Consider the following 26,310-nt stretch of genomic DNA (forward strand, 5'->3'; position numbering starts at 1 on the left):
CAATAATCCAGCTATTCCATACGTATTGTTTATATGAATCGCGCCCCATTCTTTCTATGATAATGACATGCACCGTCACGGTATGCGGCATAAGCAGCTCAGGAGGAATGAATGATGAATGAAGGCCCATCGTTGATCGACACCGACGTCCATAACGCGGTCGGCGATCTGATCCCGTATTTGCCCAAAGCTTGGCATGCGCAATGGAAACGCTCGAGCGTCGGCATAGGCGGATTTTATACGTCCCCCGTCAGCGTCAGCCGATCCGACGCCGTTCCCGATCGGGGAGGCGCCCCCGGGGGAGACCCGGAGTTTATGATCAAGGACCATTTGGACCGGTACGGGATCGATTACGCGATCTTGACCGGCTCGAACATATTGGCCATATCGCTGCATCCCGACCCGGATTATGCGAACGCGGTCGTCGCGGCTTGCAACGACTGCACGATCGAGACTTGGCTGAAGGTCACCCCGCGGTTCAAAGGCTCCGTCTTCGTCAACGCGTCGGATCCGGCCGAGGCGGCCACAGAAATAAGGCGCGTAGGCGGCCATCCCGACATGGTGCAGGTCATCCTCACAAGCGCGGCCAGAATGCCTTACGGGCAGCGGTTTTACCACCCGATATACGAGGCTGCGCAAGAAATGGGCCTTCCCGTCGCGATCCATCCCGGAGCCGAAGGCAGAGGCGTTTCCGGCGCGCCCACTCCGTCCGGATATCCGACGAGGTATATGGAGTGGCACAACATTTTGCCGATCAATTACATGGCGCATATCAACAGCCTCGTATGCGAAGGAGTATTCGAGAAATTCCCGCGGCTTACGTTTGTCGCGATCGAAGGCGGAATCGCTTGGCTGCCCCATCTGATGTGGAGGATGGACAAAAATTACAAAGGCTTGCGGGATTCCACGCCTTGGCTGAAGAGGCTGCCTTCCGAATATATCGTCGACCATGTGCGGCTGACGACGCAGCCGATCGAGGAACCGAAAAATCCGGAGCATCTGGTGCAAATATTCCAGATGATCCAAGCGGAGAAAACGGTCATGTTTTCTTCGGATTATCCGCATTGGGATAATGACAATCCGAGCCTCGCGCTCCCGCGAATGCCGAAATCGATGAAGCGGCGCATACTGGCCGGGACGGCGGCCGAATTGTACGGGCTGGACCGCAAGCCGGAGGAACGGCAGTCCGAAGACCGGCTGCGCGGGGAACCTATGGCGCCGGTTGCCGCGTTCCATGCGGCGGGCGGGGAGGAAGAGGAATGAAGCAGCGGCATTATGCGGCCCGGACGGGCGATATTCCCGAGGGCGGGCGGAAGCTCGTCCAGATCAAGGGGATGGAAATCGGACTGTTCCGGGTAGGAGGCGAGCTGTACGCCTGGCGCAACGTATGTCCTCACGCCGCGGCCCCGGTATGCCGGGGACCCGTATGCGGAACGAAGCTGCCATCCATGGTCTACGAATACAAGTACGGGATGGAGGGGCAAATATTGCGCTGCCCGTGGCACGGTTGGGAATTCGATCTCAAGTCGGGCGAGCATCTGGTCGATCCCGCCGTCCGTCTGAGAGGCTTCGACATCGAGGTGGAAGGCGAAGACGTATATGTCATGCTCTCGTCCGGAGAGAAACGCTCCGGATAGACGAAGCGTACGGGCGGTTATGGCATGGCCGCAACAAAAAGGTTGATTTCGGGCCCGTGGCCGGTACAATCAATAGTAGGCAGAGAGTATCGGCGTTCGCCCGGCGGCATGAGCAAGATCAGGAATGCGCTTGATCGGGCCGATCCGGGAGGGCGGCGGTGTAATGAACTATGAGGTGCTCGAATCGTTTCAACCCGTTCTGACCAAAATTACGGAGCGGGACGAGTCCATGTGGCAACGGTACGATTATGATTTGCTCAGGGAAAGAACGGAAATACATTCCCTCGCCTATATATCCGACGGGGAGGGGCTATTGGAGCTGAACGGCGCCAGATTTGTCCTCAGAAAAGGCATACTGATGTACGTGCCGCCCGGAGTCCGGATGCGAATTACGACCGGCAAGGTCAACATGCTGCGTTATTTCTCCGTATTGTTCCATTACGGCGAGCTGCGTTGGGAAGGAGCGGACGGAGTATGGCAGGACACGACTCACGCCGCGCTCCCGCTGAACAGCGTATACTACGTTGAGGAATATCCGATCGTTCTGGACATTTACCGTCGGATGACGGAAATATGGGACGGCAAGAAGCCCGGGTACATGTGGCACTGTCGCATGGAATTCATGCAATTGCTGCACCGGCTCATGAGATGGATGCTGGAGGATTCGCAGGAGGGGGTGCGCAGCGCCGCTTTGGTCGATTCGATCATCGTCTACTTGCGCGACCATCTGCACGAGCCGTTCGACCGTTCGGCCGTGGCCGCCAAGCTGGCGCTGTCGCCCGGCTATTTCTCCGTCCTGTTCAAAAAGTATACGGGCTGCACGCCGATCGAATACGTGACGAGGCTGCGCATCGACCGGGCGAAGCAGCTGTTGATGAACAGCGATATGCCGGTAGGACGCATAGCGGAGGAGGTCGGCTACGCCGATCCGCTTTATTTCACGAGACTGTTTACACGCGAGACGGGAATTTCGCCGCGGGAGTTTCGCAAGCTGTAATCATACGAACATAAGCTCGAACGAAGGCGTGTTCAGGAGAAATCAAGCCTCCTCTTCGCAAAAGGTGCGGGATGGAGGCTTGGTTTCTTTATGTTTGGGCGGCTTTTCGCCAGTCCCGCGGGAGTGCGAATCCGCAAATAGCGGAAATCGAGTACGTTGCGGACGCGAATTGCAGTGTAGACAGCGAAAGTAACGGAAGGCTATTCCTTTATTTCGCGGTGCATGCCCATTCTTCCCCCGCAAGCAAGAAGCAACGGAAGTCGGTTCCGTTATGTTCGGAACGGTCGCGGAAACGGGAGTTTAGCGGAAAAACGTTCAGCTAGTTTCTAGGGAGTGTACTGTACCGGTTTCTCCAAATTGGCTTCGAAAAATCACGTATGCGGACCGGATTGTCGTATTTTTTTCGCAAAACGGCGGATATAGGTTACAATGGAACAAAGCGGTTTTAGCGAGGAGTGGCATAATGGCCAAGGATGAAGTAATTTTGACGCAGGAGGGCTTCGATAAATTGGAGGCGGAGCTCGAAGAACTGAAGACGACGAAGCGCAAGGAAACGGCCGAACGGTTGAAGGTGGCGATCAGCTACGGGGATCTGAAAGAAAATTCCGAATACCATTCGGCCAAGAACGATCAGTCGTTTATGGAAACCCGAATCAAGATTTTGGAGAATATGATCCGAAACGCTCAAATAGTCCAAGCAGAGAGCTTGGACAGTACGACGGTTCAAGTAGGTTCTACGGTTATTCTCCATGATATAGAGTTTTCCGAAAATGTGGAATACACGGTTGTAGGCCCTGCCGAGGCCGATGTGACGAATAATAAAATCTCTTACGAGAGCCCCTTGGGCAAAGAGCTGCTGGGAAAATCGACAGGCACCACGATCAGTGTTACCGCGCCTTCCGGATTAATCAAGTACGAGCTGCTAGAAATCAAAATCGTGTAATAACGTCATTATTCGCAAATTGCCGTGGATTCCGACGACATCGCTCCACGATAGTTCATACAAGCCAGCGGCAGTCGAGGACTATATGCGTCCCGGGCTGCCGCTGCGTTTTTTTCGTAAACCGGCCCGGAATATTCAAGTAAATCCAAACAGTCCTTACTTTCACGATAACGATAAGGGTAATATGAGATGAGAATAATTGGATCGTCAGGAGGCTGAAAACGTGCGTTTCGTCATTAGGGATGCCCATCTGGGAGACGCCCGATCGCTGATCGAGCTCAGAAAGCAATTGGACGACATCCATGCGGAAGCTCGTCCCGATCTGTTTGCAAGCGGTTATTTTTACGATGAGAACGAGATCGTAACGCTGTTCGCCGCACAAAAATCGAAAATTATCGTAGTGGGGGACGGGAGTTCGAGCCGCGTGCTCGCATACATGGTCCTGAACACGGAGAAGGCGCCGCAATCGCCGATTTTCAATTACCCGAGAACGTTCGTGTACATTAACGATTTATGCGTAAGCGAGGCGTACAGAGACCAAGGCATCGGAAAAGCATTGATGGAATATGCGATAGGCTACGCCAAAGAAATAGGGGCGCACACGCTGGAATTGAACGTGGCCGAATTCAACATGAAGGCGATCGGATTGTACGAATCGATGGGCTTGCGGACCCGAAACAGAAGAATGGAGCTGTTGCTGGCAGAAGAAGCCAGAGGACGGGACGGGGATGAATGAACGGAGCTATTTAGCCGATTGGCGGGCTGTCCTGGACAGGAGGGTCGTGGAAGTCGTCGACTGCTACAGCAAGGTCGAAGGGGTCCGTGCGTTGATACTCGGAGGCAGCCTTGGGGGAGGGAAGCCCTGGCCCCTTTCCGATATCGACATCATTCCGATTTATGAGGATTGCGATCAGTCGACGGCAAACGAAACTATCCAAGAGCTTAGGGTACGGCTGATAGAGGGTTGGGAAAAGGAAGGCAGGCGGACTGCGCTCGATGTCGGTACGCTTTATTTTCCGGCCGGACTGGCTTCGAAAATCGTCCAAGCCGAGCCTGCCTCCTTTGAGACGCTGCTGGACCAGCCTTCCGTCTATTATTGCCTGGACAAGGCTTATGGGGGAAGGGCGCTATTCGATCCTCTCGGGATAGGCCGCGATTTGGTGAACTGGTTCAACCGGCATCGATTCGAGGACGGAATGGTCGCGCTGCGTATGAACAAGCTGAAACGCCGTTTCGCGGAAACCGAGACGGTTCTGAGCCAATCGATTGCCGACGGCCGGCATTTGGAGGCGACTTTCCACCTGTACGAAGCGGTGGAACACCTGCGAACGTATTTGTTGGAAAGCTGGAGAGAACGGGATAATTCGTTCGCGCGGCTCGGGACGAGATTCGATAAGCTTGCCGCCGCCAAAAATGTGCAGCACGTGGCCGATAGGTTCAATCATTTGAAATCGCTGGACGATCGCTCCGTAATCGGCAGAATGGAATGCGCTACGGATTGGATTCGGGAACGGCACCGGCTCTCGCATAGGAGCAGAACAATGGTCGGGGAAGAAGTAACCGAAGTTCAAGACGCCCGCGACGTGCTGAGAGTGTTCGCGCGGTACGAGATGAGAAGCTTGATACGGGAGCGGGTCGGGGTGTGCCCGGATTGGTTGGGGGTCGTGACGCAAACGGAGGAGCTGCGGTTAAGGCATCGACAACTCACGGAGCTTTGCCGCGAAGTGCTTGAAAGGAGTGATTAGGAGGCGGCCGGTTGGTAAATAATACCCTTATACAAATCGGTAACGGGGGTATTGCTTTGAACAGATGGATACGGAGAACGCTGCTTGTCCTGATTTTGTGCATAGCGACGAGCGGCGGCGCAGGGTATGCCGATACGAATCAAGCCTTGCAGGCGGCTTTTATCCGCAATGGCGATTTGTGGCTGAAGCTGGATGAAGCGGACGAGCTGTCCGTTACGAAGGACGGCAAAGCGACCGCCCCAAAATGGTCGCACGATGGCAAATTCGTAGCCTTTGCCGCCGGAGATCAAGCCAACGATATTTGGGTGTACAGTCTGGAGAGCAAGCAGCGGCTTCATGTATATAACGGCGCATCCCGCTATGAATGGGCTCCTGACAAGAACAGGCTGGCCTTTCAAACGGACGGGGTTCTGAGCTACGCGGATGTAAGCCCGGAGCGGGTCGAGCCGTTTAAAAACGTTTCTTCCGGAGTCGACAACTATTCCTGGCTGCCGAGCGGTACGGGCTTCCTGGCTTCCTCTGCCGCGCAGATGCTTCCGACCGGATGGACGAATGTCAAGCTGTACGTGATTCCGGCGGACGCCAATATGGACCCGGGCAAAGCCAAATTGCTGTTTACGCTTCCTTCCCAATCGAGAAGCTTTTTTGCCGTTGGCACAAGCGCGTTCAAATGGTCGACCGACGGAAAATGGATTTCGTTTCTGGCCATACCTACGGCTTCCTGGTCCGCGGACAGCAACACCCTTTGCGCGCTATCCTCGGATGGCAGGACGTTTCGGCAAGTGGGCGAGATGCTGCGCTACGACGAATGGTTCGGCTGGGCGCCCGGTCAAAGCATGCTTGCCTATATTGAAGGCATAGGCAGATTCGCGATCGAGAACAAGCAGGTAAGGGTCAAGGAATTTCCCGTTATCCAACGAGTCCCGTATACGCCGAAAGGATTTGTGGACAGGGATTTCACGTGGGACAGCGACCGGTACATTACCGTTGCCCGATCGAAGGAAAGCGAATGGGTGAACGATGCCTCTCTCAGACCTTTGCCGTCGCTGTACCGGATCGATCTCCACCGCAACGAGCAGAAGCAATTGACGAGTCCGCCGGACCATTACGGCGATTTTTATCCGAATGACCTGGCTTCGGGCAAAAAGCTGGTCTGGCTCCGCTCCGACCGGGAGCGAGCCGATGCGTGGATGTCCAATGCCGACGGGACGGAGCCGGTGAAGCTGATTGCCGATATCGACGCCGCATCCTCGTATTACGACGCTTGGAGCTGGGGCTCCGTCATCGCGTGGTACAACCCGCGTCGTTAGCGTGCTAACAAACGAACAAGCTCCCGCTGCCGTTATTCGAATGAATAAACGGGGGCGGAAGCTTGTTTTGCCGTTTGCTAGCCTTTTTTCTTTTTCCATTGCGCCACCTGCGGATTGCCGTCCGTCCGGCTCGCGTTCTGGGGTTGGGGAGCGGAGTCGAACCGTTTCCGTTCGGTTCGTTCGATTTGCACGATTTTGCCGTCATGCACGATAATTTGCACACTGCCGTATTCCAAGCCGGCGACGCTGCTCAAAATCCGCTCCGCCCATATATCGTCCAATTGAACCGGAATGCTCATAACGGATCCCTCCTGTTTGTAAAATGCCGGGAAACAGCCGCATCGCGGTCTGCGTTTTCTATGGATCCTTCCCCTGTGGCAAGCGGCGAGGGCCCGGGTTAGGGATTGCTCCTGCGCGAATGCGTACCGGTTATATGTTGTACGGCATCGGATCGGTTTTCATGTTGTTCTCCGCGATGCGCGAATGCTTGTCGTTGAATACGTATAGGCGATGAATGAGCACGTTGACGCTGTCTCCGGCTTTGAGCGGATCTTTCTCCAGGGAACGATATGCCGATATCGTCTGGGAGCCGATCTGTACTTCGACCTGCCAGCTGTTTCCTCGGAAAAATACGTCGCGGACGATGCCGGCTTCCGCCGCAAGCGGGGTAGGCAGCTCGCCGATTTTGCCGATCTCGACGAATTCCGGCCGGATAATCGCTTTGGTCCCGGGCAGTTCTTCCTCGAAGCCTTTCAGCCCGCCCGGGTTGTCCAACTGGCTCGATTCGCCGATAAAGCCGGCCACGAAGGGCGAGAGCGGGTTTTTGTAAATATCGATCGGGGAGCCTTTCTGCTCGAGGCGTCCGCCGCTCACGATCATGATTTCGTCGGCTACCTCCACCGCTTCCTCCTGATCGTGCGTCACGAAGATGGTCGTGATCCCGATTCGTTCGATCGTCGCTTTCAGCCAGGCGCGCAGCTCCTTGCGAACCTTGGCGTCGATGGCCGCGAAAGGCTCGTCGAGCAGGAGCAGATGAGGCTCCGGCGCGAGGGCGCGGGCGAAGGCGACGCGTTGGCGCTGGCCGCCGGACAATTGATTCGGGTACCGTTTATCCAGCCCCTTCAGCCCTGTCAGCTCGATGAGCTCCGTGACGCGGGCTTTTATTTCGCTCTTCGATCTTTTCTGGACCGTCAAGCCGAACGCTATATTGTCGTATACCGTCATATGGCGGAACAGAGCGTAGTTCTGAAATACGAAGCCGATTCCCCGCTGTTGCGCGGGAACGTCGTTGACCCGCTTGCCGTCGATGTAGATGTCGCCGGAATCCGGCGAGTCGAGTCCCGCCAGCATCCGCAAAATGGTCGTTTTGCCGCCTCCGCTAGGTCCGAGCAGACCGATCAGGCGTCCTTTTTCGATGCCGAAGCTGATATTGTCCGACGCGGCGTAGGTGCCGAACGTTTTGATCAAATTGTTCACTTCGATGTACATTGCCCAGTTCCCTCCTGATTTTCCGGGGGCTCCCCCAAAAGTACTCGGAATAATCACTTTTGGGAGATAGATTCCGTTTGTACGGTAGCCTGATGATGCTTCCATTCGACGACGCTTTTTACGACCAGCGTGACCAGCGCCAGCAGCACGAGCAACGAGGCGACTGCGAACGAGGCGGCGAATTGGTATTCGTTATACAAAATTTCCACGTGCAGCGGCATCGTGTTCGTTTCGCCGCGAATGTGACCGGAGACGACGGAGACGGCTCCGAATTCGCCCATCGCCCGGGCGTTACACAAAATAACGCCGTACAGCAGTCCCCATTTGATATTGGGGAGCGTGACCCGCCAAAAGATGGTCCATCCGCTGGCGCCGAGACTGACGGCGGCTTCCTCTTCCTGGCTGCCCTGCGCCTGCATAAGCGGAATCAGCTCTCGGGCGACGAACGGGAACGTGACGAAGACGGTGGCCAGCACGATGCCGGGCAGAGCGAAAATGATCGGAATGTCGTTCTCGATGAAAAACGGGCCGAACCAGCCTTGGGCGCCGAACAGCAGCACGAAAATCAAGCCGGAGATGACGGGCGAGATCGCGAACGGCAGATCGATCAGCGTAACGAGAAATTGCTTGCCGCGGAATTGAAATTTGGTGATCGCCCAGGCCGCCGCAACGCCGAAAACCGTGTTGAGCGGGACTGCGATCGCCGCAGCCGTAAGCGTAAGCCGGATCGCGGACAGAGCTTCTTTCTCGACGATGGCAGCGAAGAATACTTCGGCCCCTTTCCGGAAGGCTTGGGTGAATACCGTAATCAACGGCAGGATAAGCACCAATCCGATAAACAAAAGCGCGATTGCGATAAGCAGCCATTTGACCGCGGTCGTTTCGCTCGTGGCGGCCGTCCGGGGCTGGCTGGATGGCGATACGGTACGTGCGGCTACAGTTCCGGCCATGGAAATTCCCTCCTATGCGTTGATCGTACGGCGGCTTGCACGCCATTGCAGAAAGTTGATGACGAGCAGCAGAACGAACGAAATGATCAGCATGACGAGGGCTATGGTCGTGGCGCCGACATAGTCGTACTGCTCCAGCTTGGTCCGGATGAGCAGCGGCGCAATTTCCGTTTTCATCGGCATGTTGCCGGAGATGAAGACGACGGAGCCGTATTCGCCGATCGCCCGTGCGAAGGCAAGGGCGAAGCCGGTGAGCAGCGACGGCAGGATGGCGGGAAAGATGATGCTTCGGAACGTTCGCCACCGGGAAGCGCCGAGGGAAGCGGCCGCTTCCTCGACGTCTTTCTCCAAATCCTCCAGCACCGGCTGGATCGTCCGGACGACGAACGGCAAGCCGATAAACAGCAGAGCGATCGTAATGCCTAGCGGCGAGTAGGCGGTCTTGATGTCGTATTTGGCGAAAAAGCTGCCGAGCAGTCCGTTTTGCGAGTAAATCGCGGTCAAGGCTATGCCGGCTACGGCCGTAGGGAGGGCGAACGGCAGATCGACGAGTCCGTCGATAAACCGTTTGCCCGGAAATGAATAGCGAACCAGCACCCAAGCTACGATAAGTCCGAATACCGCATTGATGAGAGCGGCGGTCAACGACGTGCTCAAGCTGACCTGTATGGAGGCGACCACGCGGGGATCGGTGACCGTCTCCCAAAATTTGCTCCAGCTCTGCCCGGTCGATTTCACTACGATCCCGGCTAGCGGGAACAGCACGATCAAGCTCAAGTACAGAACGGTAAAACCCATCGACAAGCCGAATCCCGGCAGGACGGAACGTTTCTTTTTGGATTTCCGGAATCCCCGCGAGACTTCGCTTGGCGGGATCGTTTGGTTTGCTGCCATCGGCTCAGGTCACTCCTGTCACCTAATTGTATAAGAAATTAGGCTTAGCTAGTTTCTATAGTTTGGGACTCTACTTGGAAGGTTTATAAATTTGGTCGAAGGTGCCGCCGTCCGCGAAATGCGTCTTTTGCGCTTTTTGCCAGCCGCCGAAATCTTTGTCGATCGACAGCAGCTCGATTTTCGGGAATTGCTTCTCATGCTTTTTCGCCACGGATTCCAGGCGAGGACGGTAAAAGTTTTTGGCGGCGATTTCTTGGCCTTCCTCGGAGTACAAGTATTCGAGATACGCTTGCGCGACTTCGCGGCTGCCTTTCTTGTCGGCCACTTTGTCGACGACGGTGACCGGCGGCTCCGCCAAAATGCTGAGCGACGGCACGACGATCTCGAATTTATCCGGACCGAACTCCTTCAAGGACAAGAACGCTTCATTTTCCCAAGCGAGCAGTACGTCGCCGATGCCGCGCTCGACGAAAGTGGTCGTCGATCCGCGTGCGCCGGAATCGAGCACCGGTACGTTTTTGAACAGCTTCGCAACGAAATCTTTTGCCGCATTCTCGTCATTGTTGTTATGCTTCAATGCGTAGCCCCATGCGGCCAAGTAATTCCAGCGCGCTCCGCCCGACGTTTTCGGATTCGGCGTAATGACGCTGACGCCCGTCTTGATCAGGTCGTTCCAGTCTTTGATGCCCTTCGGGTTGCCTTTCTTCACCAGGAACACGATGGTGGAGGTGTAAGGCGAGCTGTTGTCCTTCAGACGCTTCTGCCAGTCGGCATTGATCAGGCCCTTCTCTTGAATCGCGTCGATATCGTAAGCGAGCGCGAGCGTGACTACGTCGGCTTGAATGCCGTCGATGACCGAGCGTCCTTGGCTGCCGGAGCCGCCGTGCGATTGTTTGACCGTTACTTTTTGATTGGCTTTGCCTTCCCAATATTTGGCGAATGCTTTGTTGTATTCTTCGTACAGCTCGCGGGTAGGGTCGTAAGAGACGTTCAGCAATTCGATCGGCGGCTTGGCGGCCGTCGCGGCCGGTGTCGAGGTTGCCGGCTTCTGGTCTCCGCCCGAAGCGGTGGTGTTCCCTCCTCCGCAAGCGGTAAGACCCACTAGCAGAATGGCGGAAATGGCGGACAGCAGGATTGGTTTTTTCATCGTTTTCAAACTCCCTTTTTTTCTAAAATATAGTTTTGTTTGCAAGGCGGAAGTGTTCGATCTAGTTGCCCAAGTCTCCGGCTGTCCGGTTGACCGATTAATCCTATAAATATAGTAGGTATTAATTATGGATGCAATCGTAACACCGCGGGAAATGGGTGTCAATACGGCATGGAGATTATGTTATTTTGGAATTAAGTGCTTCGTCCATGGCGATCTGCCGCCCAAAATTCAGAGCGATTTCGAACGTTTCCCCTATGTTTGGCGAGAACTTTTGTTCATCATGAACTTTTTGGTTTTCCATAAGAAAAAGTAATAAATGGGACATGAGCGTTCGCCGTCGATGCGGGAAACGGAGTCCTCCGCCCTCTCCGCCAATGCACAGGTTACTCGATGTTTACAATATGCGATAGATGCGGCAACGGTGCTATGACGGCGGCATGACGCGCGAAAAGTAAAAATATTTTCATTTCGGTCAACGCAGACGCTTACGGGCGGTGAGGCCCGTTCGATAAAATGGAGAAGCGCAAAAGCCATAGGCCGCGCCAGCATGACATATCAACGGGAGGTCGAACGGGTTGCAGCAACAACCTAACGCGGCGACCGGAGCCAGACGGTCGACAGCACGCCGCAGCAAGCGACAATGGAAGGAAACGCTGACAGGCTATGTATTCATATCGCCGATGCTCCTCGGTGTCACGTTATTGACGATAGTGCCGATACTCGCCTCGTTCGCGCTCAGCTTTACGGAATGGAACTTTTTGCTCGGCTTCAAGCAGGTGAAGTTCGTCGGACTCGACAACTTCGAGCGGCTGTTCGCGGACGAAGCTTTCTGGAAATCGCTTAAAAACAACATCATCTTCATCCTCGTCGTGCCGATTACGCTCGCCGCGTCGCTCGCGCTGGCCATCCTGATCGATCGGTACGTCTATTTCAAGGATCTGTTCAAAGTCATTTACTTCATGCCGTACATTTCCAGCGTCGTGGCCGTCGCCATCGTCTGGCAGGTGCTGTTCCATCCGTCGTACGGACCCGTCAACAACTTTCTCCGCTCGATCGGCATCGCGGATCCGCCGAAATGGATCGCCGACCTCCATTTCGCGCTGCCGAGCGTCATGATGATTATGGTGTGGGTATCGATCGGCTATAACCTGATCATCTACATGGCCGGTCTGCAGTCCATACCGAAAGACTACTACGAGGCGGCGGAAATCGACGGGGCCAAGTCGTGGCACAAATTCCGCTTCATCACGCTGCCGATGCTGTCGCCGACCACCTTCTTCCTGATGATTACCGGTATTATCGGGACATTTAAAGTGTTCGATCTCATTCAGGTGCTGACCAAGGGCGGACCTGCCGGGTCGACGTCGGTCGTCGTATTCCATCTGTACGAGACGGCGTTCGTCAACCTGAAGATGAGCTATGCGTCCACGATGGCATTGTTCCTGTTCGTCGCCATATTCGCGGTTACGCTCGTTCAATGGTGGGGCCAGCGCAAATGGGTGAATTACTAGAAGGGAGAGGGCCATGATCAGAGGTATAAACATTCGCAAGCTGCTCGCAACCGCATTGATGCTCGCGTTCGGTCTCGTATTCCTGCTCCCGTTCGCCTGGATGATTTCCTCCTCGATGAAGCCGGAGGCCGACGTGTTCCAATACCCGATCCGGTGGATACCGGAGCATTTCCAGGCCGTGAAAAACTATACGGATGTCTGGGCCGGGCAATATCCGTTCTATCTCTATTATTTGAATTCGATCAAAGTGACGCTGATCACGACGTTCGTGTCCGTTCTCGTCTCGTGCATGGCCGCATACGCCTTCGCGAAAATCCGCTTCGCCGGCAGCGGGGCGTCGTTCATGATCGTCCTGGCCACCTATATGATTCCGTCGCAGGCGATACTGGTCCCTCAGTTTATCCTGTTCCGCCAGCTCGGCTTGTTCGATACCCATCTCGGGCTCGTGCTGCTGAACTGCTTCAGCGTGCTCGGGACGTTCATGCTCCGGCAATTTTTCCTGGGCATCCACAGCGAGTATATGGAGGCGGCGAAAATCGACGGCGCGGGCCATTGGCGCACCTTTTTCCGCATCGGCATTCCGCTCGTGAAGCCGGCCATCGCCACCTACGCGATATTGCGGTTCATCTGGACGTGGAACGACTACCAGAACCCGCTCATATTCCTGAAAAGCCCGGATTTGTTCACGCTGCCGCTCGGCATCAAGAAATTCGCCGACGCTTACGGGGAGTTTTATTCGCTTATGATGGCCGCTTCCGTATCCGCGATCATCCCGCTCCTGATCATATTCATCGTCGGACAGAAGCAGGTCATCGAGGGCATATCGCTCGGCGGAGTGAAAGGGTAAAAATAATTCCAAACCGGTAAAACGAGTCGCCTTTCGCCGCGCGCAAGGCATGCTATGATGCATACAGAACGCCAATCGAGACGAAATACGGGGGGATACGGCATGTGGAAAAAACAATGGACGGTCATGACGACAGTCATGCTCGCGGCGGGGGCGCTGGCGGCTTGCGGCAGCGATAGCGACGAGAAGAAGCCGGGGGCGACGGGGAGCGGCGACGGAGCCAAGCCGAACGTTACGGTGCGTTTCCATGCGCAGAACGCAACATTCGATAAAACGATGATGGCTCCGGTCATCGCCAAATTCGAGGAGAAAAATCCGGGCGTCAAAATCGATTTTGTCGGCATGACCGAGCCTACTTCCGACGAGGTGACGAAAAAAATCGACCTGCTTGCCGCTTCCGGAGAGCCGCTCGACGTCATCCTGCTGGCGGACGCCCGCAGCTACTCGCAGCGTGCGGCCAACGGCATGCTCGAGCCGCTCGACAAGTTCATCCAGAAGGAAGGCTTCAAATTCGAGGACGAATACAAGACGGATACGAAGTGGAACGGGAGCTATTACGCGCTGCCGGGCACGTTCAACCAATGGTTCGTCATCATGAACAAAAACCATCTCGATGAAGCCGGCTTGAAGGTGCCGACCGTGGAATGGACTTGGGACGACTATTTGGATTACGCGAAGAAGCTGACGAAGGGCGAAGGAGCCTCCAAGCGCTACGGCACCTATTACCACTCCTGGGCGGACTACTTCCTGCTCGGCATGTGGAACCAGCCGGGCAAAAACGACATCGTATGGACCGACGGCTCGCTCAATATGGATCATCCGGGCGTGCGCAAATCGCTCGAAATCCGTCAGCGTTCCGAGATCGCGGACAAGTCGGCGATTCCTTACGCGGACGCGCTTTCGCAAAAGATCGCCTATCGTCCGATTTATTTCAACCAAAGCGTCAGCATGATGGCGATCGGCTCCTGGATGATCGGGGAAGTCGGCGGCACCGACCAGTTCCCCGCTACGTTCAAGACCGTATTCGCTCCGATGCCGAGAAACAGCCAGTCGGACCCGGCCGGGCACGCGATGTCCTCCTCGAACTATTTGGCCATCGCCTCCACGTCGAAGCAGAAGGAAGCGGCTTACCAGTTTTTGCGCTTTTTCTCGACGGAAGGCTTGACGATGATGCAAAAGTATACGACGTCGTGGAAAAAGGAAGATACGAGCAAGCTGCTCGACGCGATTATCGGCGCGACGAAGACGCCGCAAAATGTCGACAAGGAATCGCTGCTCTACGTATTGAACAATACGAAGCCGGTGACGCTCCCGCCCGCCCTTCCCTATCAGGCGGAAGTTTACAAGCTGTACCAGGAGGAAGCCGAGAAAATGCTGCTCGGGCAGCAGGACATCGCCGCCTCGATTGCCGGCGCCAAGACGAAGCTCCAGAAGCTCGTCGATTCCAACAAAAAATAAGCCAGCGAGCGAGGGAGCGGTCGATACCGCTCCCTTACCGGGCGTTTGCGGCGCCAGCCGGGTTCAGTCAGACATCGGCAACCCCGCGGGGATGGTAGTCGAGGTGCCGGAGCGGGATACTCCATCGCAAACGTTCCCGCACGGCTTTTACGCTTTTCCCGAACATTTGGTATACTGGTCATATACAAGTTTAAGCGGGAGTATGGTGCATCATGATCGGCAAAGGACCGAAACGAATAGGGAAACAATCTCTCCGCAACAAGCTGCTGCTGTCCTCCATCCTCTGTTTGATCGTACCCGTTCTGTTCAACCTGTTCGCCACGCAGCACTTTACCAAGGACGCGCTCCAGGAGCAGGCGGCGGCGAATGCGGCCGATTCGCTGGACGTCGTCGACCGTTATGTGACCAATTTGGTCAACAAAATGATTTACGTGACGAACTATTTGCAGTTCGATCCGGAAATATCGATGATCGTCTCGGAAAACTGGAACGCCTATAAGAACGGCAGTCCGATCGATGTCGTTTCCCAGGTGGCGAATGTCAAGAAGGTGGCGCAGAAGCTGGAAGCGATTTCGTTTCCGAACGAAAGAATGCATATGTCGATCGTGCTGCCGAACGGCACGTTTTATTCGAATTACCCGACCTCCGAATATGACCCGCGTTCCTTCGGGGAACAGCCGTGGTTTCCCCAATTCGCCCGGATGAGCGGCTACGATGCGTATTGGATCGGGATACACCCGAACTATTTGCAATACGACAAGGCGGAGAACCCGTATGTCATGACGATCGCCCGGGCGATCCGCGGTTTGTCGGGCGAGCCTCAGGCCTACATGATCGTCAGCTTGGGCGAAAGGCATGTCAGTCAAGTGTTCAGCTCCAATGTGTCGAAGCAGAACATTTTCCTCATCGACTCCGGCGGAACGGTGTTGTCCCAGCGGGAAGAGAGTCGGCTGGGCCGTCCGTTTCCGCATATGAAATTGCTGCCGCAGGAGGGGAAGGCGAACATGGCCGATATCGACGGGGAGGCGACGATGCTCGTCCGCAGCAAGCTGGCTTATGCCGATTGGCAGCTTATCGGCACGGTGCCCTACGACGAGGCTGTCGGCAAAATCACGATCGTCCAGCGCACGAATGTACTGGTTCAGATCGTGTCTTTCACCGCTTTTCTGGCCGTGCTCGTGACGCTTATCAGCCGGTTGACGAAGCCGATGATGCGACTCGCGCGCGTAGCCGCAGAGGTGGAATCCGGACAGTTGAATGTTCGCTCGCACATCCGCGGCCCCGACGAGATCGGACGGCTAGGCCGTTCGTTCGACCAGATGCTCGATCGGATCGAAGCGATGATCGGCCAAATCCGCGAGGAGCAGACGCTCAAGCGAAAGGCCGAGCTCGAAATGCTGCAGGCGCAAATCAACCCGCATTTTTTGTTCAACGTGCTCAATTCGATCCGGATGGGGATCATGATCAAGGGCGACAAGGACAGCGCCGCGCTCATCAGCTCGCTCGCGGCGCTGCTGCGGATGACGATCAATCGCAGCAACGAGTACATCGCGCTGAGGGAGGAAGTCGATACCGTCTTCCATTACGTCAAGCTGATGAATTTCCGGATGAACGAGTCGATCGTACTCGATGTCGCACTGTCGCCCGAGACGCTGCCCGTGCGGGTGCCGCGCTTCTTCATGCAGCCGCTTATCGAAAATGCGTTATTGCACGGTTTGGAGCAGGCCGGGGGGAAGATCCGGATCATGGCATGGTTGTCCGGCTCATGGCTTCTCGTCCGGATCGAAGACGAAGGGACGGGCATGGACGAAGAGAGGCTGCGCACGCTTCTCGACAAGCTGGACGGTACGGCCGTACCGGAACGAAGCGGCGCCGGGCTGACCGGAATCGGCGTCAAAAACGTCGTCGATCGGATGAAGCTGCTGTATGGGGCGGCGTTCACCGTCGACATCGACAGCTCGCCCGGACGTGGGACGCGGTTCACGCTGCATATACCGATTGAGCAAGGAGATGTATCCGATGCGTAATGTTATGCTAGTCGACGACGACGTGCCCGTACTCGATTTTATGAAGCAGGCTATTGACTGGGAACAGTTGGGATTACGGCTCGTAGGCATGTTCGAAAACGGGGCGAAAGCATATGAGTACGCCGCCTCCGTGCAGGCTCCGGACATTTTGGTCACCGACATCGGCATGCCGCACATGAACGGTCTGCAGCTGATCGAGAAGGTCAAGGCTCTCAGACCCGAGCTGTCGGTCGTCATATTGTCGTGTCACGACGAATTCAAATATGCGCAGCAAGCGATTAAGCTGGGCGTTGACGATTATATATTGAAAGAAACGATAGAGCCGGAGATGTTGGGCGAATTGCTGAGGGGCATTGTCGCCCGGCTCGAGGGGCGGGAGGCGGCCGTCGTCCCGGGAGCGGGCGACCTGGCGGACAAGCTGCCGGACTCCGGACGCTCCATCGTCAAGGAGCGGTTTATCCGTTCCATGCTGTACAATCCGCTTTCCGCCCCGGAGGCATGGAAGGAGACCGCGTCCGAGTTCGGCATTCGGCTCGGCTCGGCGCCGTATTTGCCGGTCCTGCTCGTGATCGACCGTTTCTCCGAAGCGAGGGCGCGATTCGTATCCGAGGATAGCTGCATGTTCGCGGTGGAGAACGTCACGGACGAGCTGCTGGGCCGATATGGCGGCGATGCCGCATCGTTTCGGGTAGCGAACCGGGAATTGCTGCTATTGTTCGGAACGGGAACGGACGAGAGTGGGCGATCGGTCGGTCTGTACCGGGTAGAGCCGGCGCTTCGGCGCATTCGCGGCGCGCTCGGCAATTATTTGAAGCTGTCCGTCTCGTTTGTCGCCGGCGGCTCGTCCTCGGTTGATCCGCACCGCCTTCGCGACGAGATGAGGCGGCTTGCGGCGAGCGGCGAGCACAGGTTTTATTTGCCGGAAGGCACGATCGGGGAGCTGGCGGAGCGCGAATTTTCACGGGACGATCTATTCGCCTATTATCCGGAGGCGCTGGAGACATTTCGACACGTCGTGCTCCGCCAGGAAGCGGAGCGGATCGAGCCCGTCGTTCGCCTCTGGGCGGACCGGATCCGGGAGCGCCGATTTGCCCCGGAGACGGTGAAGCAATGGTTCATGAAGCTGCTGCTCGATTTGCATATGAAGTTCATGACGATGGAGCGCGTTCCGTCCGCTTTCTCGCGCGAGGCGCTGCATCAGACATTTCTGGAGGCGGACCGGCTGGATCGGCTGGCGAGCATCGCCGCCGAGTACATGCGGGAGGCAGCGATGCGGATGAGCGCGATCTACGGACAGCCGAGGCGCGCGGAAATTTCCGAGGCGCAGCGATTCGTCGCGCTGAACGCGCACCGCAAAATATCGCTGGAGGAAGTCGCGGCCCACCTCCATTTGAACGCCAGCTATTTCAGCCGGCTGTTCAAAAAAGAAACGAACGAAACGTTCGTCGACTTCGTGACTCGGACGAAGATGGAGAAAGCGAAGGAGCTGCTCGACCTGTCCCGCTATACGGTGCATGAAATCGCCGACCGGCTCGGGTATGACAACAAAAGCTACTTCGTCAAGCTGTTTAAAGCGCACAGCGGAATGAAGCCCGGAGAATATGCGGGAAAAGCTCGCGAATAGGGCTTGCGCCTGCTGCAGCTGGAGTGACTGGAGTACTGAGTAGCCGGATAGCGCAATGAGTAAGCAAATTTGGTTCATTGGCAAGTAAGGGCCTACCCTTTTCCAGTCAACCTGCTGCTCTGGACTGGAGCAGCTCGACAAGCTGCTGTCCGACATAACAACCTGACCCCGCAAAAGTGGGGCGTTTGCTCCGATGCTTACCAAGTACTTAGCGGGGACCCCGAATTTTATAAATTCTGTCAAAAAACCGCGATCGGGCATAATGCCCGTTGTCGCGGCGGCCACGCTGATTACCGGCCGTTCAATGCGGATAAGCGCTGTCGTTCAAAACCCCGCACGGACCGCCGGCGGGATTGGCATCCAGCATCACTTCCGAGCCGTCGGCCCGAAAGAGCGGTCTGTAATGCGCGGCGATGCTGGCGGCGGAAGCATTCGCGTAGTGGCAGATGAACGCCCTGCGGAACCGGTCCTTCGTTTTGTTGCGGTAGGAGCCGTGGATCAGGTTGCCGTTGAAGAAGAGCACGTCCCCTTTGGCCATGACGGCCGGAACGACTTTACGGTCTTTGGGCGGCTTGACATAGTGGGTCGTAAACGATTCGTTCTCGTCGGCTTTGTCCGGACAGACGATGTCGTAGCCGTTCGTCTTCGGCACGACCAGCAGACCGCCATTATCCTCGTCCGCGGCATCGACGGCCGTCCAGGCGGCGATGCAGTTGCCCGGTTCGACCCGCAAATAAAAATTGTCCTGATGCAGCGCTTGTCCCCGCGAGCCGGGCGGCTTGTAGTAGAACATGCTTTGTGCGGCGAGCGGCTCTTCCTCGTACAAGTCCCGCAGTACGTCCAATACCGGCTTGTGAAGCATGTACGACTTCGCCGTTTCGTTGAACCGGTGCGGATGCATGACGCGCGGATACCGCTTCAGCGGGTCGGACGCGGCTGCGTTCAAATCCGGCATGAAATAGCCCGGTATCGTCCGATGGCTGATTTCTTCGAAAGTCCGCTCGATCTCCTTCAATTGCTCCGCCTCGAACAAGCCTTTGACGATCAGGAAGCCCTCGTTCTCGAACTGGCTCTTCTGATCTGCCGTTATGGCAGTCGGAATGCTGGTCATCGCGTTATCCCCCTTACATGCAAAAGATTGCTGCATTCAATACAATTCCATGATACTGCCGGCGTGCGGCCGCGGGTAGTCTCATTCGTGCCGAATACTCGCACGATCCTGCTATTTACGAATTGCTCCGCCCGGCGGATGATTGTCGTGCGGGAGCCGATACGATATGCTGGTGCCAACGGACATAATCGATTCTGTCCATTGGGCAGGGGAAAGGAGAGCATCCGGTTGGAAAAAGAGACGAACCGTCCCACAGCGAACAGCGCCTCGGCTTCCGGCGTCGTAATCGCCGGTCATTACAACGAGCCGGACACGTATGTGACCAAGCGCCCCGAAGGAATGGACGACTGGCTTATAACTTATACGCTGGGAGGTCACGGATATTTCGTAACATCCGGCACTGTCAGCCGCTGCGGAGCGGGCGATATCACTCTGCTGAAGTCCGGGACCCCCCACCAATACGGAACGGAGAAAGGGGAGCGCTGGCATTTCGTCTGGGCCCATTTCTCGTCCCGCATGATGGAGACCGGGCTGTTGCCCGACAAGGAACTGATCGTTCACCGCGTGGAGAGCGATGCGGTGCGCAAGCGCGTGTACCGGGCTTTCAAGAGGGTCATATCCGATTTCGGCGAGCGGGGACCGTACTGGCACGAGCTGAGCGAGAATGCGCTGCGGGAAATATTGCTGCTGCTGGCGAGAAGGATGAGCAAACAAACTGACCCCCGCATCGAGGAAACGCTTCGTCTGCTGTCGGAAGGGATGCGCGATACGGTGAGGATCGACGCCTTGGCCAAAGCTGTCGGTCTGTCCCCTTCGAGACTATCCCATCTGTTCAAGGAAACGACCGGCCATTCGATCGTGGAGACGTTGAATCTGATGCGCGTTCGTCAGGCCGCCCTGCTGCTGAGGCATACGGACCGGAACGCCTCGGAGGCCGCCCTCGACGTCGGCTTCGCCAATTACAATCATTTTCTGAATCAATTTCGCAAGCAATTCGGGGTAAATCCGAGTACGTTTCAGAAAAACGGGTATAGATCGAACCTTCAGTGACGGAACGGTCGGAGCTTCGAGTTGATCCTATAGTCCATGGAGCTGGCCGCTATATCCATTCCTTCTTATGCCTCTTGATGGTAATTTAAGTATGCAGTGCAGTCGGGGGACCGGCTGTGGCGTTTTTGAAGAACTTTGTTCTCCAATGTAGAACGAATTGTGGGGCTTGGCAGAAGCAAAGAGAGGGAGCGATGCGATTCATCCAAACAGGCAAAGGGGATTAACCGGTTGATTAAGCGTTTACTCATCACCGTCAGTCTTCATATTGAAAGCGATTCAAAAAGTATAGGGGGAATTCATATGCAAACGAAAAGGACCGCCATGTTGAGCATGCTGGCAGTTGTTCTGCTGCTGACAGGTTGCGGAGGGCAGGGGAAAACCGCATCGGACACGACCGGGCAAGCTTCGCCGGAAAAGCAAAAGCAGGAGCCCGTCACGCTGAAATTTTATGCCAAGACGCCGATCGACGATTTCGAGAAATATATTAACCAATTCGTCAAAAAGAAATTTCCGCATGTCACCCTGCAGGTCGTCGAGAACAAGAAGGGCAGCGAAATTCAGGATTTGATCACGGCGAATGAAATTCCCGACATCATATGGGAAGGGCTTACGAACATGGGAGCGGCGCTGGCGGAGTACGATGTGCCCATGGATTTGACTCCTCTTGCCAAGAAATACGGATTTGATATGAACAAATACGACACGAAGCTGGTTGACAGCATCAAATCGTACTCCTCCAAAGGTGAAATTTTATATATTCCATACAACGTTCTCGTGTTCGGCTTGCACTACAACAAGGACATCTTCGACAAGTTCGGCGTTTCTTACCCGAAGGATAATAGGACGTGGGAGGAAGTGACCGAGCTGGGCAAAAGGCTTACGCGCAAAGAGGGAGACCTGCAGTACATCGGTCTGCGGCCGCCGCTCGGCGTCAACCGGGTGCAAAGCCAGCTGAGCCTGTCCTATGTCGATGCCGGGGGGCAGAAGGCGGTGCTCGCCGCCGATGGTTGGAAGCGGCTGTTCGATACGTTCAAATCGATGAATGAATTTCCGAATGCCCCTGTTATCAAATCATTTTTCGACGCTCGGGATGAGTTTCTGAAAAAGCGTACCGTGGCCATGCTTCCTGACATATTGCAATTGCAAAATTCGGATATGGCGTTATTGGAAAAAGAAGGGCTGAAATGGGACTTCGTCACCTACCCGACCTTCAAGGATAAGCCGGGTGTCGGCGTAGGCGTATTTTCCGACGGCTTCGTCCTTCCGAAGGGGAGCAAGCATGCCGATCTGGCGTTTCAAATCGTCACCTTCCTGAGCACCGATCCGGACGTGCAGACGGAAGCGACCAAGAACGGAAGGATCACCGCCTTGAAAGACCCCAAGGTGCTTGAGCATGCTTTCGAGAATAATCCGGCCGCCAAAGGCAAAAACGTGCAATCCGTTTTGACGCAAAAATATCCCGATCCGATCCGATCCTCTCCTTACAACGGCACGGGCAGCGGGATAATTAACGCGAAGCTGGTGGACTATGTAAATGGCAAGGCCGACGTCAACACGCTGCTCAAGCAGGCGGAAGAAGAGTTCGACAAGAAGATTGCCGAATTGAAATCCAAATAAAGGTCAAGAAGGCGAGGAGGAAGGGCTCATGGTCGATCTAAACGATTCGAACGAATCGATGTCCCGCAGGAAGATGCTTGCTTCGATGGGGGTCGCGGGTGCTGCGGTGCTGTTGTACGGGGCTTCGCCTGGGGTGGTTGAAGGCGTGGGGGGATCCGTTATGAACTCCGTCTACGGGAACGGTCAATTAGGCAATCTGTTCCGCGCCCGCGGCGTTTTCCGACCCCAAGTATCGATCAAGCATGAGTGGGACATTCTGGAATTTACCTCTGCTGACGGTTTAACGACAGGATACCGATGGGCCGGAGCCCTTCCGTACACGACGACGGCAAATAATCCTGCTGCAGACGGCGGCGTCGGCGATGCGGGCTGGGTGGCCGTTTACCAGATCGGGCTGGCTGCCGCGCTGGCCGAAAGCGGCGGCGTCGCCCTTGTTGGCGGCGCTAAGCCGAGTTGGCGCGTCGCCGATTCCGCAATGTGGCCCTCCGATCCGACGGCTGCGCTCAAGGCGGTGCTGGCAATGGCGTCGGCAACAGGCGGGCAGGTGCTGATTCCTGCCGGAACGTATTCGTTTACGGCGACCGGCGGAAACATTGAATTGCCGCCCAATGTAGTCGTTTCCGGCGAGGGAGTCGGGGTGACGAGTCTGGTTTGGAACGGCGCCGGGCATTTGTTTCGCTATTGGCGCAATTCGGCGACATGGAGCGGTGCGGTCGGCACCAGTCACGCGATTGCCGATATGTCCATTAACGGCGGGAGCAATCCGGATTCGATTGCCGTCGAGATTTCCGACACATACGGATTCAAGCTGCGCAACGTCAGCTTCTACGGGTTCACGGCCGGCGACGGTCTGGTCCTCCATTCCCGCAATTATTGGGTGGAGGGGACGACGCTGGAAAACGTTTCAATCAGCAACTGCAAACGACATATCGTGTTTAAACGTCAACCGGGAACCGCCAGCATGGATTCGTTCGGGTATACGACGTTCCGCAACGTTTCGCTTAACGTTCGGGACGACCAAATCGGAATTCTGGTTGGCGACGATGCGTATAACGACGCACAGCATGAGGTATATAATGCGATTCTTGAAGTAAACATCTGGAAAACGGGCAGCTCCATAGGCGTAGCTTTCGGCAAGAATGGCGCCATCCGGGATTCGAGCGGCATATTCCGCTGCGAGCAGCCGCCAGAGGGGCAATCGTTCACCGGTACTTTCATTCAAATTCAACATCCGGAAACGTCGGGATTTTTCAATTTCGACGGACCGGTCAGAACCTCTCATTTGAACCACGCCGAGAATTGGAAAAATACGTGGCGCGATCTGCGTTACCAGAAGCTGAGGGACATCGGCGAGCCCAAGCCCGGCGTGCAGAACTATGCGCAATGGTTCAGGGTATGCCGTATCGGAGAGGATAAATCTTTATTCAGCGGCCGGGTGAGGATGGTTACGGATTACGGCAAGGCGTCTTACCGTTCCGCTTCCGCGGAATTTGCTTTCGGAGCACGGGGCAAAGAGGTTGGCGGGATGAAGCCGGTATTCACCGTGGATGGCGACGGGTTTAACGGAACAACCGACGCGTACGCGAAATTCGCCGTATATGCGGATGCGGAAGGCAAGCACTGGCTCTATTTCCGCCGCCCCAAATATACGAATTATTGCGTGTTTGAATACACGTACGACATGTACCCGCAGGGCACGTTCGAATATTGGGACAAGACGGATTCGCCGGAATCCGAGCCTTCCCTGACGAAAGTTTGGGACTCCGTATCCTACCCGTCACAGGCATCCTACATCGGCGACGAGATCGTATTTACGGGGCAAAGGGCGATCGCGACCGCAAACGGCGGAAACGCATCTTATCAAGTGGCCCATCAATTGGGAGTCGCTCCGGAATGGTACATGGCAACGGCATTATCCGCCGACGCCAATTCCATAGGCATTTCATCCGTTACAGCCGATGCGGGTAATATTGTAATCGCATTCAAATCGGCAACTCCCGCCGGGACCGGGAATATCAGATTCGCGGTAGAGTGGGGGCGCAAGCAGTTCAATAACCGTTTTCGCCCGACATAAAGCAATATCGTAGCCCGCTCCGGCGGGCTTATTGAACGGTTGCGATACCGAATGCTATTACGGATTTCTATACAGGTTCGGCGATATGCCTACATACTTTTTGAACAGGCGCGAGAAGTAAAAGACGTCCTTGTATCCGAGGCACGAGGCGATTTCCTTCAACGTTTTTTCCGTATTGAGCAGTATATTTTTCGCCTCCGCGATTTTTAATCGGTGGACGTACTCGTTTAAAGGATATCCTGTATATTTGCCTATGTTTCGTTTCAATGTGGAGAACGAAATGTGATGTCTCTCGCACAGCTTCTTGGCGTCAAAGGGGGAGTAGATGGACTCGGAGATGTCGTCCAATATTTTAATCGTGGCTTCGTTTCTGCCGCCGCCGGGAGAGGTCTGTGCGTTCATCATGAAATCGAACAACAACGATTCCAGCAACAGCGCCGCACGATCCGCATTGCCGGGAATACCGCTTTCCATCAGCATGAAAATCCGATCTATTTTGCTCATGAGGGCATCATCGCTCTTTGTCTGCTTCACCGTACCGGGTTCGAACATCCATGTATTCAACCATTCCTGAATCCGGGGGCCTTCGATCGTAAAAAAATATTCGTCCCAATAGCCGTTCGGCTCCGGCCCGAAGCAGAATGCGGCACCGGGATAAACCCAGAACAGGCTGTCTTTTTTTATGGGCAGCTTGTCGCGGTCATTCACCCGGTACGTCCCCGTTCCGTCCGTAATATAGCATAGGGCCCATTTGTTGCCGAATATTGCTTTTTTCCTGTAGATCGTCCTGCCGGGCATATGTCCTACATCCAGAATCGTTAACGATTTCAGGTTTAATTTGCTTTTGTCCACTTTGAGGTCGACAACTCGGATCGGTTTCGTTCCGATACTATAGTCCATGAAGCGGGTCATCCCGGTTCCCCCTTTTTCGCGACGTCGGCGATAAGTCAAGTATAGCTCGTTCAGACGATGTCTCGCAATTTCAGAGAAATACCAGAATCGTCGTGTACACTAGAGCCGAGTGAAAGTCGAGACATTCGGGAGGAATCCGAGATGGACGTCGCCGGGTATACGCCCGTGCTTCTAGTATCAGCCGACGATGCGGTCAAATCCCCGCTTCGCAGCCATTTTAAGGAGAACAAGTTCGGACTTGTCGAAGAAAGCGATTATGTTCGGATACGGCATCAGCTCGAATCGGTAAAGCCGCATTTGGTGCTGCTGGACAATCAATTGCCCGGAACCGACAGTCTGGAAGTATGCGAGCAAATTCGCAGCGTGTCCAATGTGCCGATCGTGGTGATCGGCAACCAGGGGGATGCGGAGGATGTCGTGCATGCCTTGAACTGCGGGTGCGACGATTATATTGCCAGACCGTTCAATTTGTACGAGGTAGTCGCCAGAGTAAAAGCCAAATTGAGAAGGGCGCCCTTGTATTTGGCCAAGGATGTCGCAGTATCCAATGCCGCGACCGAGCCGGAGAAGGATACGGGAATTCGTATCGATCCGAAAAAAAAGCTGGTTCACGTTAATGGGCGAAACGTACAGCTGACCGCCAAAGAGTATGAACTTCTGTTCGTTATGATCAATCGACCGGGAGAAGTGTTTTCGTCATCCGAGCTGTACGAATTGGTATGGAGAAGAGACAGCAACGGGGATTCGAGAACGGTGCTCGTGTGCATCTACAAATTGCGGCAAAAGCTGGAGCAGGATCCGGCGAATCCGAGGTACATTATAAGCGAACGGGGCAGAGGCTATCATTTCCGGAGCGAGCGGGCCTGCGGGAAGCTTTGACCGACCCGCTTCGAAAAAACGATTATAACGATTGTATCGGGAGTAATTCGGGACCGTTTGGAATATAATGGAGAGGGCTGCATCTG

Annotated in this window: 23 protein-coding genes; 16 read left to right on the top strand and 7 right to left on the bottom strand. The window is 55.4% G+C overall.

What is annotated here, in order from left to right:
* The first annotated feature begins 114 nt into the window (after positions 1-114).
* The 7 genes from FE784_RS15200 (at position 115) to FE784_RS15230 (ending at position 6,632) form a co-directional block, all read left to right on the top strand.
* On the top strand, positions 115-1,263 hold the full coding sequence (locus tag FE784_RS15200; RefSeq protein WP_139603141.1) for an amidohydrolase family protein: 1,149 nt from the start codon (positions 115-117) through the stop codon (positions 1,261-1,263).
* Complete coding sequence (locus FE784_RS15205; protein ID WP_139603062.1) at positions 1,260-1,637, top strand: Rieske (2Fe-2S) protein; 378 nt, start codon at positions 1,260-1,262, stop codon at positions 1,635-1,637. Before FE784_RS15200 ends, FE784_RS15205 begins: the two co-directional genes overlap by 4 nt.
* A gap of 163 nt (positions 1,638-1,800) precedes the next feature.
* The gene (locus FE784_RS15210; RefSeq protein WP_176706237.1) at positions 1,801-2,634 is read left to right on the top strand and encodes an AraC family transcriptional regulator; all 834 of its coding nucleotides are present in this window, start codon (positions 1,801-1,803) and stop codon (positions 2,632-2,634) included.
* A 463-nt stretch (positions 2,635-3,097) separates the two neighbouring features.
* Positions 3,098-3,577, top strand: coding sequence for a transcription elongation factor GreA (gene greA / locus FE784_RS15215; protein ID WP_139603064.1), 480 nt, complete (start codon positions 3,098-3,100; stop codon positions 3,575-3,577).
* 223 nt (positions 3,578-3,800) lie between these two features.
* Positions 3,801-4,313: a GNAT family N-acetyltransferase gene (locus FE784_RS15220; RefSeq protein WP_139603065.1), complete on the top strand. Its 513-nt coding sequence runs from the start codon at positions 3,801-3,803 to the stop codon at positions 4,311-4,313.
* Positions 4,306-5,322 carry a hypothetical protein gene (locus tag FE784_RS15225; protein WP_139603066.1) on the top strand — a complete coding sequence of 339 codons (1,017 nt, stop codon included), beginning with the start codon at positions 4,306-4,308 and terminating at the stop codon, positions 5,320-5,322. Before FE784_RS15220 ends, FE784_RS15225 begins: the two co-directional genes overlap by 8 nt.
* Positions 5,323-5,378: 56 nt before the next feature.
* Positions 5,379-6,632: an alpha/beta hydrolase gene (locus FE784_RS15230; protein ID WP_139603067.1), complete on the top strand. Its 1,254-nt coding sequence runs from the start codon at positions 5,379-5,381 to the stop codon at positions 6,630-6,632.
* A 77-nt stretch (positions 6,633-6,709) separates the two neighbouring features.
* Here FE784_RS15230 and FE784_RS15235 read toward each other — a convergent pair whose 3' ends face one another.
* The 5 genes from FE784_RS15235 to FE784_RS15255 form a co-directional block, all read right to left on the bottom strand.
* Positions 6,710-6,931 carry a YezD family protein gene (locus tag FE784_RS15235; RefSeq protein ID WP_139603068.1) on the bottom strand — a complete coding sequence of 74 codons (222 nt, stop codon included), beginning with the start codon at positions 6,929-6,931 and terminating at the stop codon, positions 6,710-6,712.
* Positions 6,932-7,061: 130 nt separating this feature from the next.
* Positions 7,062-8,120 (bottom strand): sulfate/molybdate ABC transporter ATP-binding protein, encoded by a 1,059-nt coding sequence (locus tag FE784_RS15240; RefSeq protein ID WP_139603069.1) that lies wholly within the window; start codon positions 8,118-8,120, stop codon positions 7,062-7,064.
* Positions 8,121-8,173: 53 nt separating this feature from the next.
* Entirely contained in the window at positions 8,174-9,070 is an 897-nt protein-coding gene (gene cysW / locus FE784_RS15245) for a sulfate ABC transporter permease subunit CysW (protein WP_139603070.1), read from the bottom strand.
* Positions 9,071-9,082: 12 nt separating this feature from the next.
* Positions 9,083-9,964, bottom strand: coding sequence for a sulfate ABC transporter permease subunit CysT (gene cysT / locus FE784_RS15250; RefSeq protein ID WP_139603071.1), 882 nt, complete (start codon positions 9,962-9,964; stop codon positions 9,083-9,085).
* A 70-nt stretch (positions 9,965-10,034) separates the two neighbouring features.
* The gene (locus FE784_RS15255; protein ID WP_139603072.1) at positions 10,035-11,111 is read right to left on the bottom strand and encodes a sulfate ABC transporter substrate-binding protein; all 1,077 of its coding nucleotides are present in this window, start codon (positions 11,109-11,111) and stop codon (positions 10,035-10,037) included.
* Between the two features lie 578 nt (positions 11,112-11,689).
* Here FE784_RS15255 and FE784_RS15260 point away from each other — a divergent pair.
* The 5 genes from FE784_RS15260 to FE784_RS15280 all read left to right on the top strand — a co-directional run bounded on the left by FE784_RS15260 (position 11,690) and on the right by FE784_RS15280 (position 18,581).
* Positions 11,690-12,625, top strand: coding sequence for a carbohydrate ABC transporter permease (locus FE784_RS15260; protein ID WP_246132037.1), 936 nt, complete (start codon positions 11,690-11,692; stop codon positions 12,623-12,625).
* Positions 12,626-12,638: 13 nt separating this feature from the next.
* Positions 12,639-13,472: a carbohydrate ABC transporter permease gene (locus FE784_RS15265; protein ID WP_139603073.1), complete on the top strand. Its 834-nt coding sequence runs from the start codon at positions 12,639-12,641 to the stop codon at positions 13,470-13,472.
* A gap of 102 nt (positions 13,473-13,574) precedes the next feature.
* A complete protein-coding gene (locus tag FE784_RS15270; RefSeq protein ID WP_176706238.1) occupies positions 13,575-14,930 on the top strand; it encodes an ABC transporter substrate-binding protein in 1,356 nt (451 codons plus the stop codon).
* Positions 14,931-15,142: 212 nt separating this feature from the next.
* Positions 15,143-16,957 carry a cache domain-containing sensor histidine kinase gene (locus FE784_RS15275; protein WP_139603075.1) on the top strand — a complete coding sequence of 605 codons (1,815 nt, stop codon included), beginning with the start codon at positions 15,143-15,145 and terminating at the stop codon, positions 16,955-16,957.
* Entirely contained in the window at positions 16,950-18,581 is a 1,632-nt protein-coding gene (locus tag FE784_RS15280) for a response regulator transcription factor (protein ID WP_176706239.1), read from the top strand. The genes FE784_RS15275 and FE784_RS15280 overlap by 8 nt, the downstream gene beginning before the upstream one ends.
* Before the next feature lie 301 nt (positions 18,582-18,882).
* On the opposite strand, the gene FE784_RS15285 is transcribed toward FE784_RS15280, so the two are convergent.
* A complete protein-coding gene (locus FE784_RS15285; RefSeq protein ID WP_139603077.1) occupies positions 18,883-19,692 on the bottom strand; it encodes a phytanoyl-CoA dioxygenase family protein in 810 nt (269 codons plus the stop codon).
* A gap of 228 nt (positions 19,693-19,920) precedes the next feature.
* Between FE784_RS15285 and FE784_RS15290 the strand changes: the two genes are divergently transcribed.
* From FE784_RS15290 to FE784_RS15300, 3 genes are all read left to right on the top strand, one after another.
* On the top strand, positions 19,921-20,742 hold the full coding sequence (locus FE784_RS15290) for a helix-turn-helix domain-containing protein (protein ID WP_246132038.1): 822 nt from the start codon (positions 19,921-19,923) through the stop codon (positions 20,740-20,742).
* Between the two features lie 300 nt (positions 20,743-21,042).
* The gene (locus tag FE784_RS15295; protein WP_139603078.1) at positions 21,043-22,359 is read left to right on the top strand and encodes an ABC transporter substrate-binding protein; all 1,317 of its coding nucleotides are present in this window, start codon (positions 21,043-21,045) and stop codon (positions 22,357-22,359) included.
* Between the two features lie 28 nt (positions 22,360-22,387).
* On the top strand, positions 22,388-24,433 hold the full coding sequence (locus FE784_RS15300) for a hypothetical protein (protein ID WP_139603079.1): 2,046 nt from the start codon (positions 22,388-22,390) through the stop codon (positions 24,431-24,433).
* Positions 24,434-24,490: 57 nt separating this feature from the next.
* Here FE784_RS15300 and FE784_RS15305 read toward each other — a convergent pair whose 3' ends face one another.
* Positions 24,491-25,345 (bottom strand): AraC family transcriptional regulator, encoded by an 855-nt coding sequence (locus FE784_RS15305; protein ID WP_246132039.1) that lies wholly within the window; start codon positions 25,343-25,345, stop codon positions 24,491-24,493.
* 141 nt (positions 25,346-25,486) lie between these two features.
* Between FE784_RS15305 and FE784_RS15310 the strand changes: the two genes are divergently transcribed.
* Positions 25,487-26,224 (top strand): response regulator transcription factor, encoded by a 738-nt coding sequence (locus FE784_RS15310; RefSeq protein WP_176706240.1) that lies wholly within the window; start codon positions 25,487-25,489, stop codon positions 26,222-26,224.
* The last annotated feature ends 86 nt before the right edge of the window (positions 26,225-26,310 follow it).

It is taken from the genome of Paenibacillus hemerocallicola, from assembly GCF_006265175.1.
Classification (GTDB): Bacteria; Bacillota; Bacilli; order Paenibacillales; family NBRC-103111; genus Paenibacillus_AB; species Paenibacillus_AB hemerocallicola.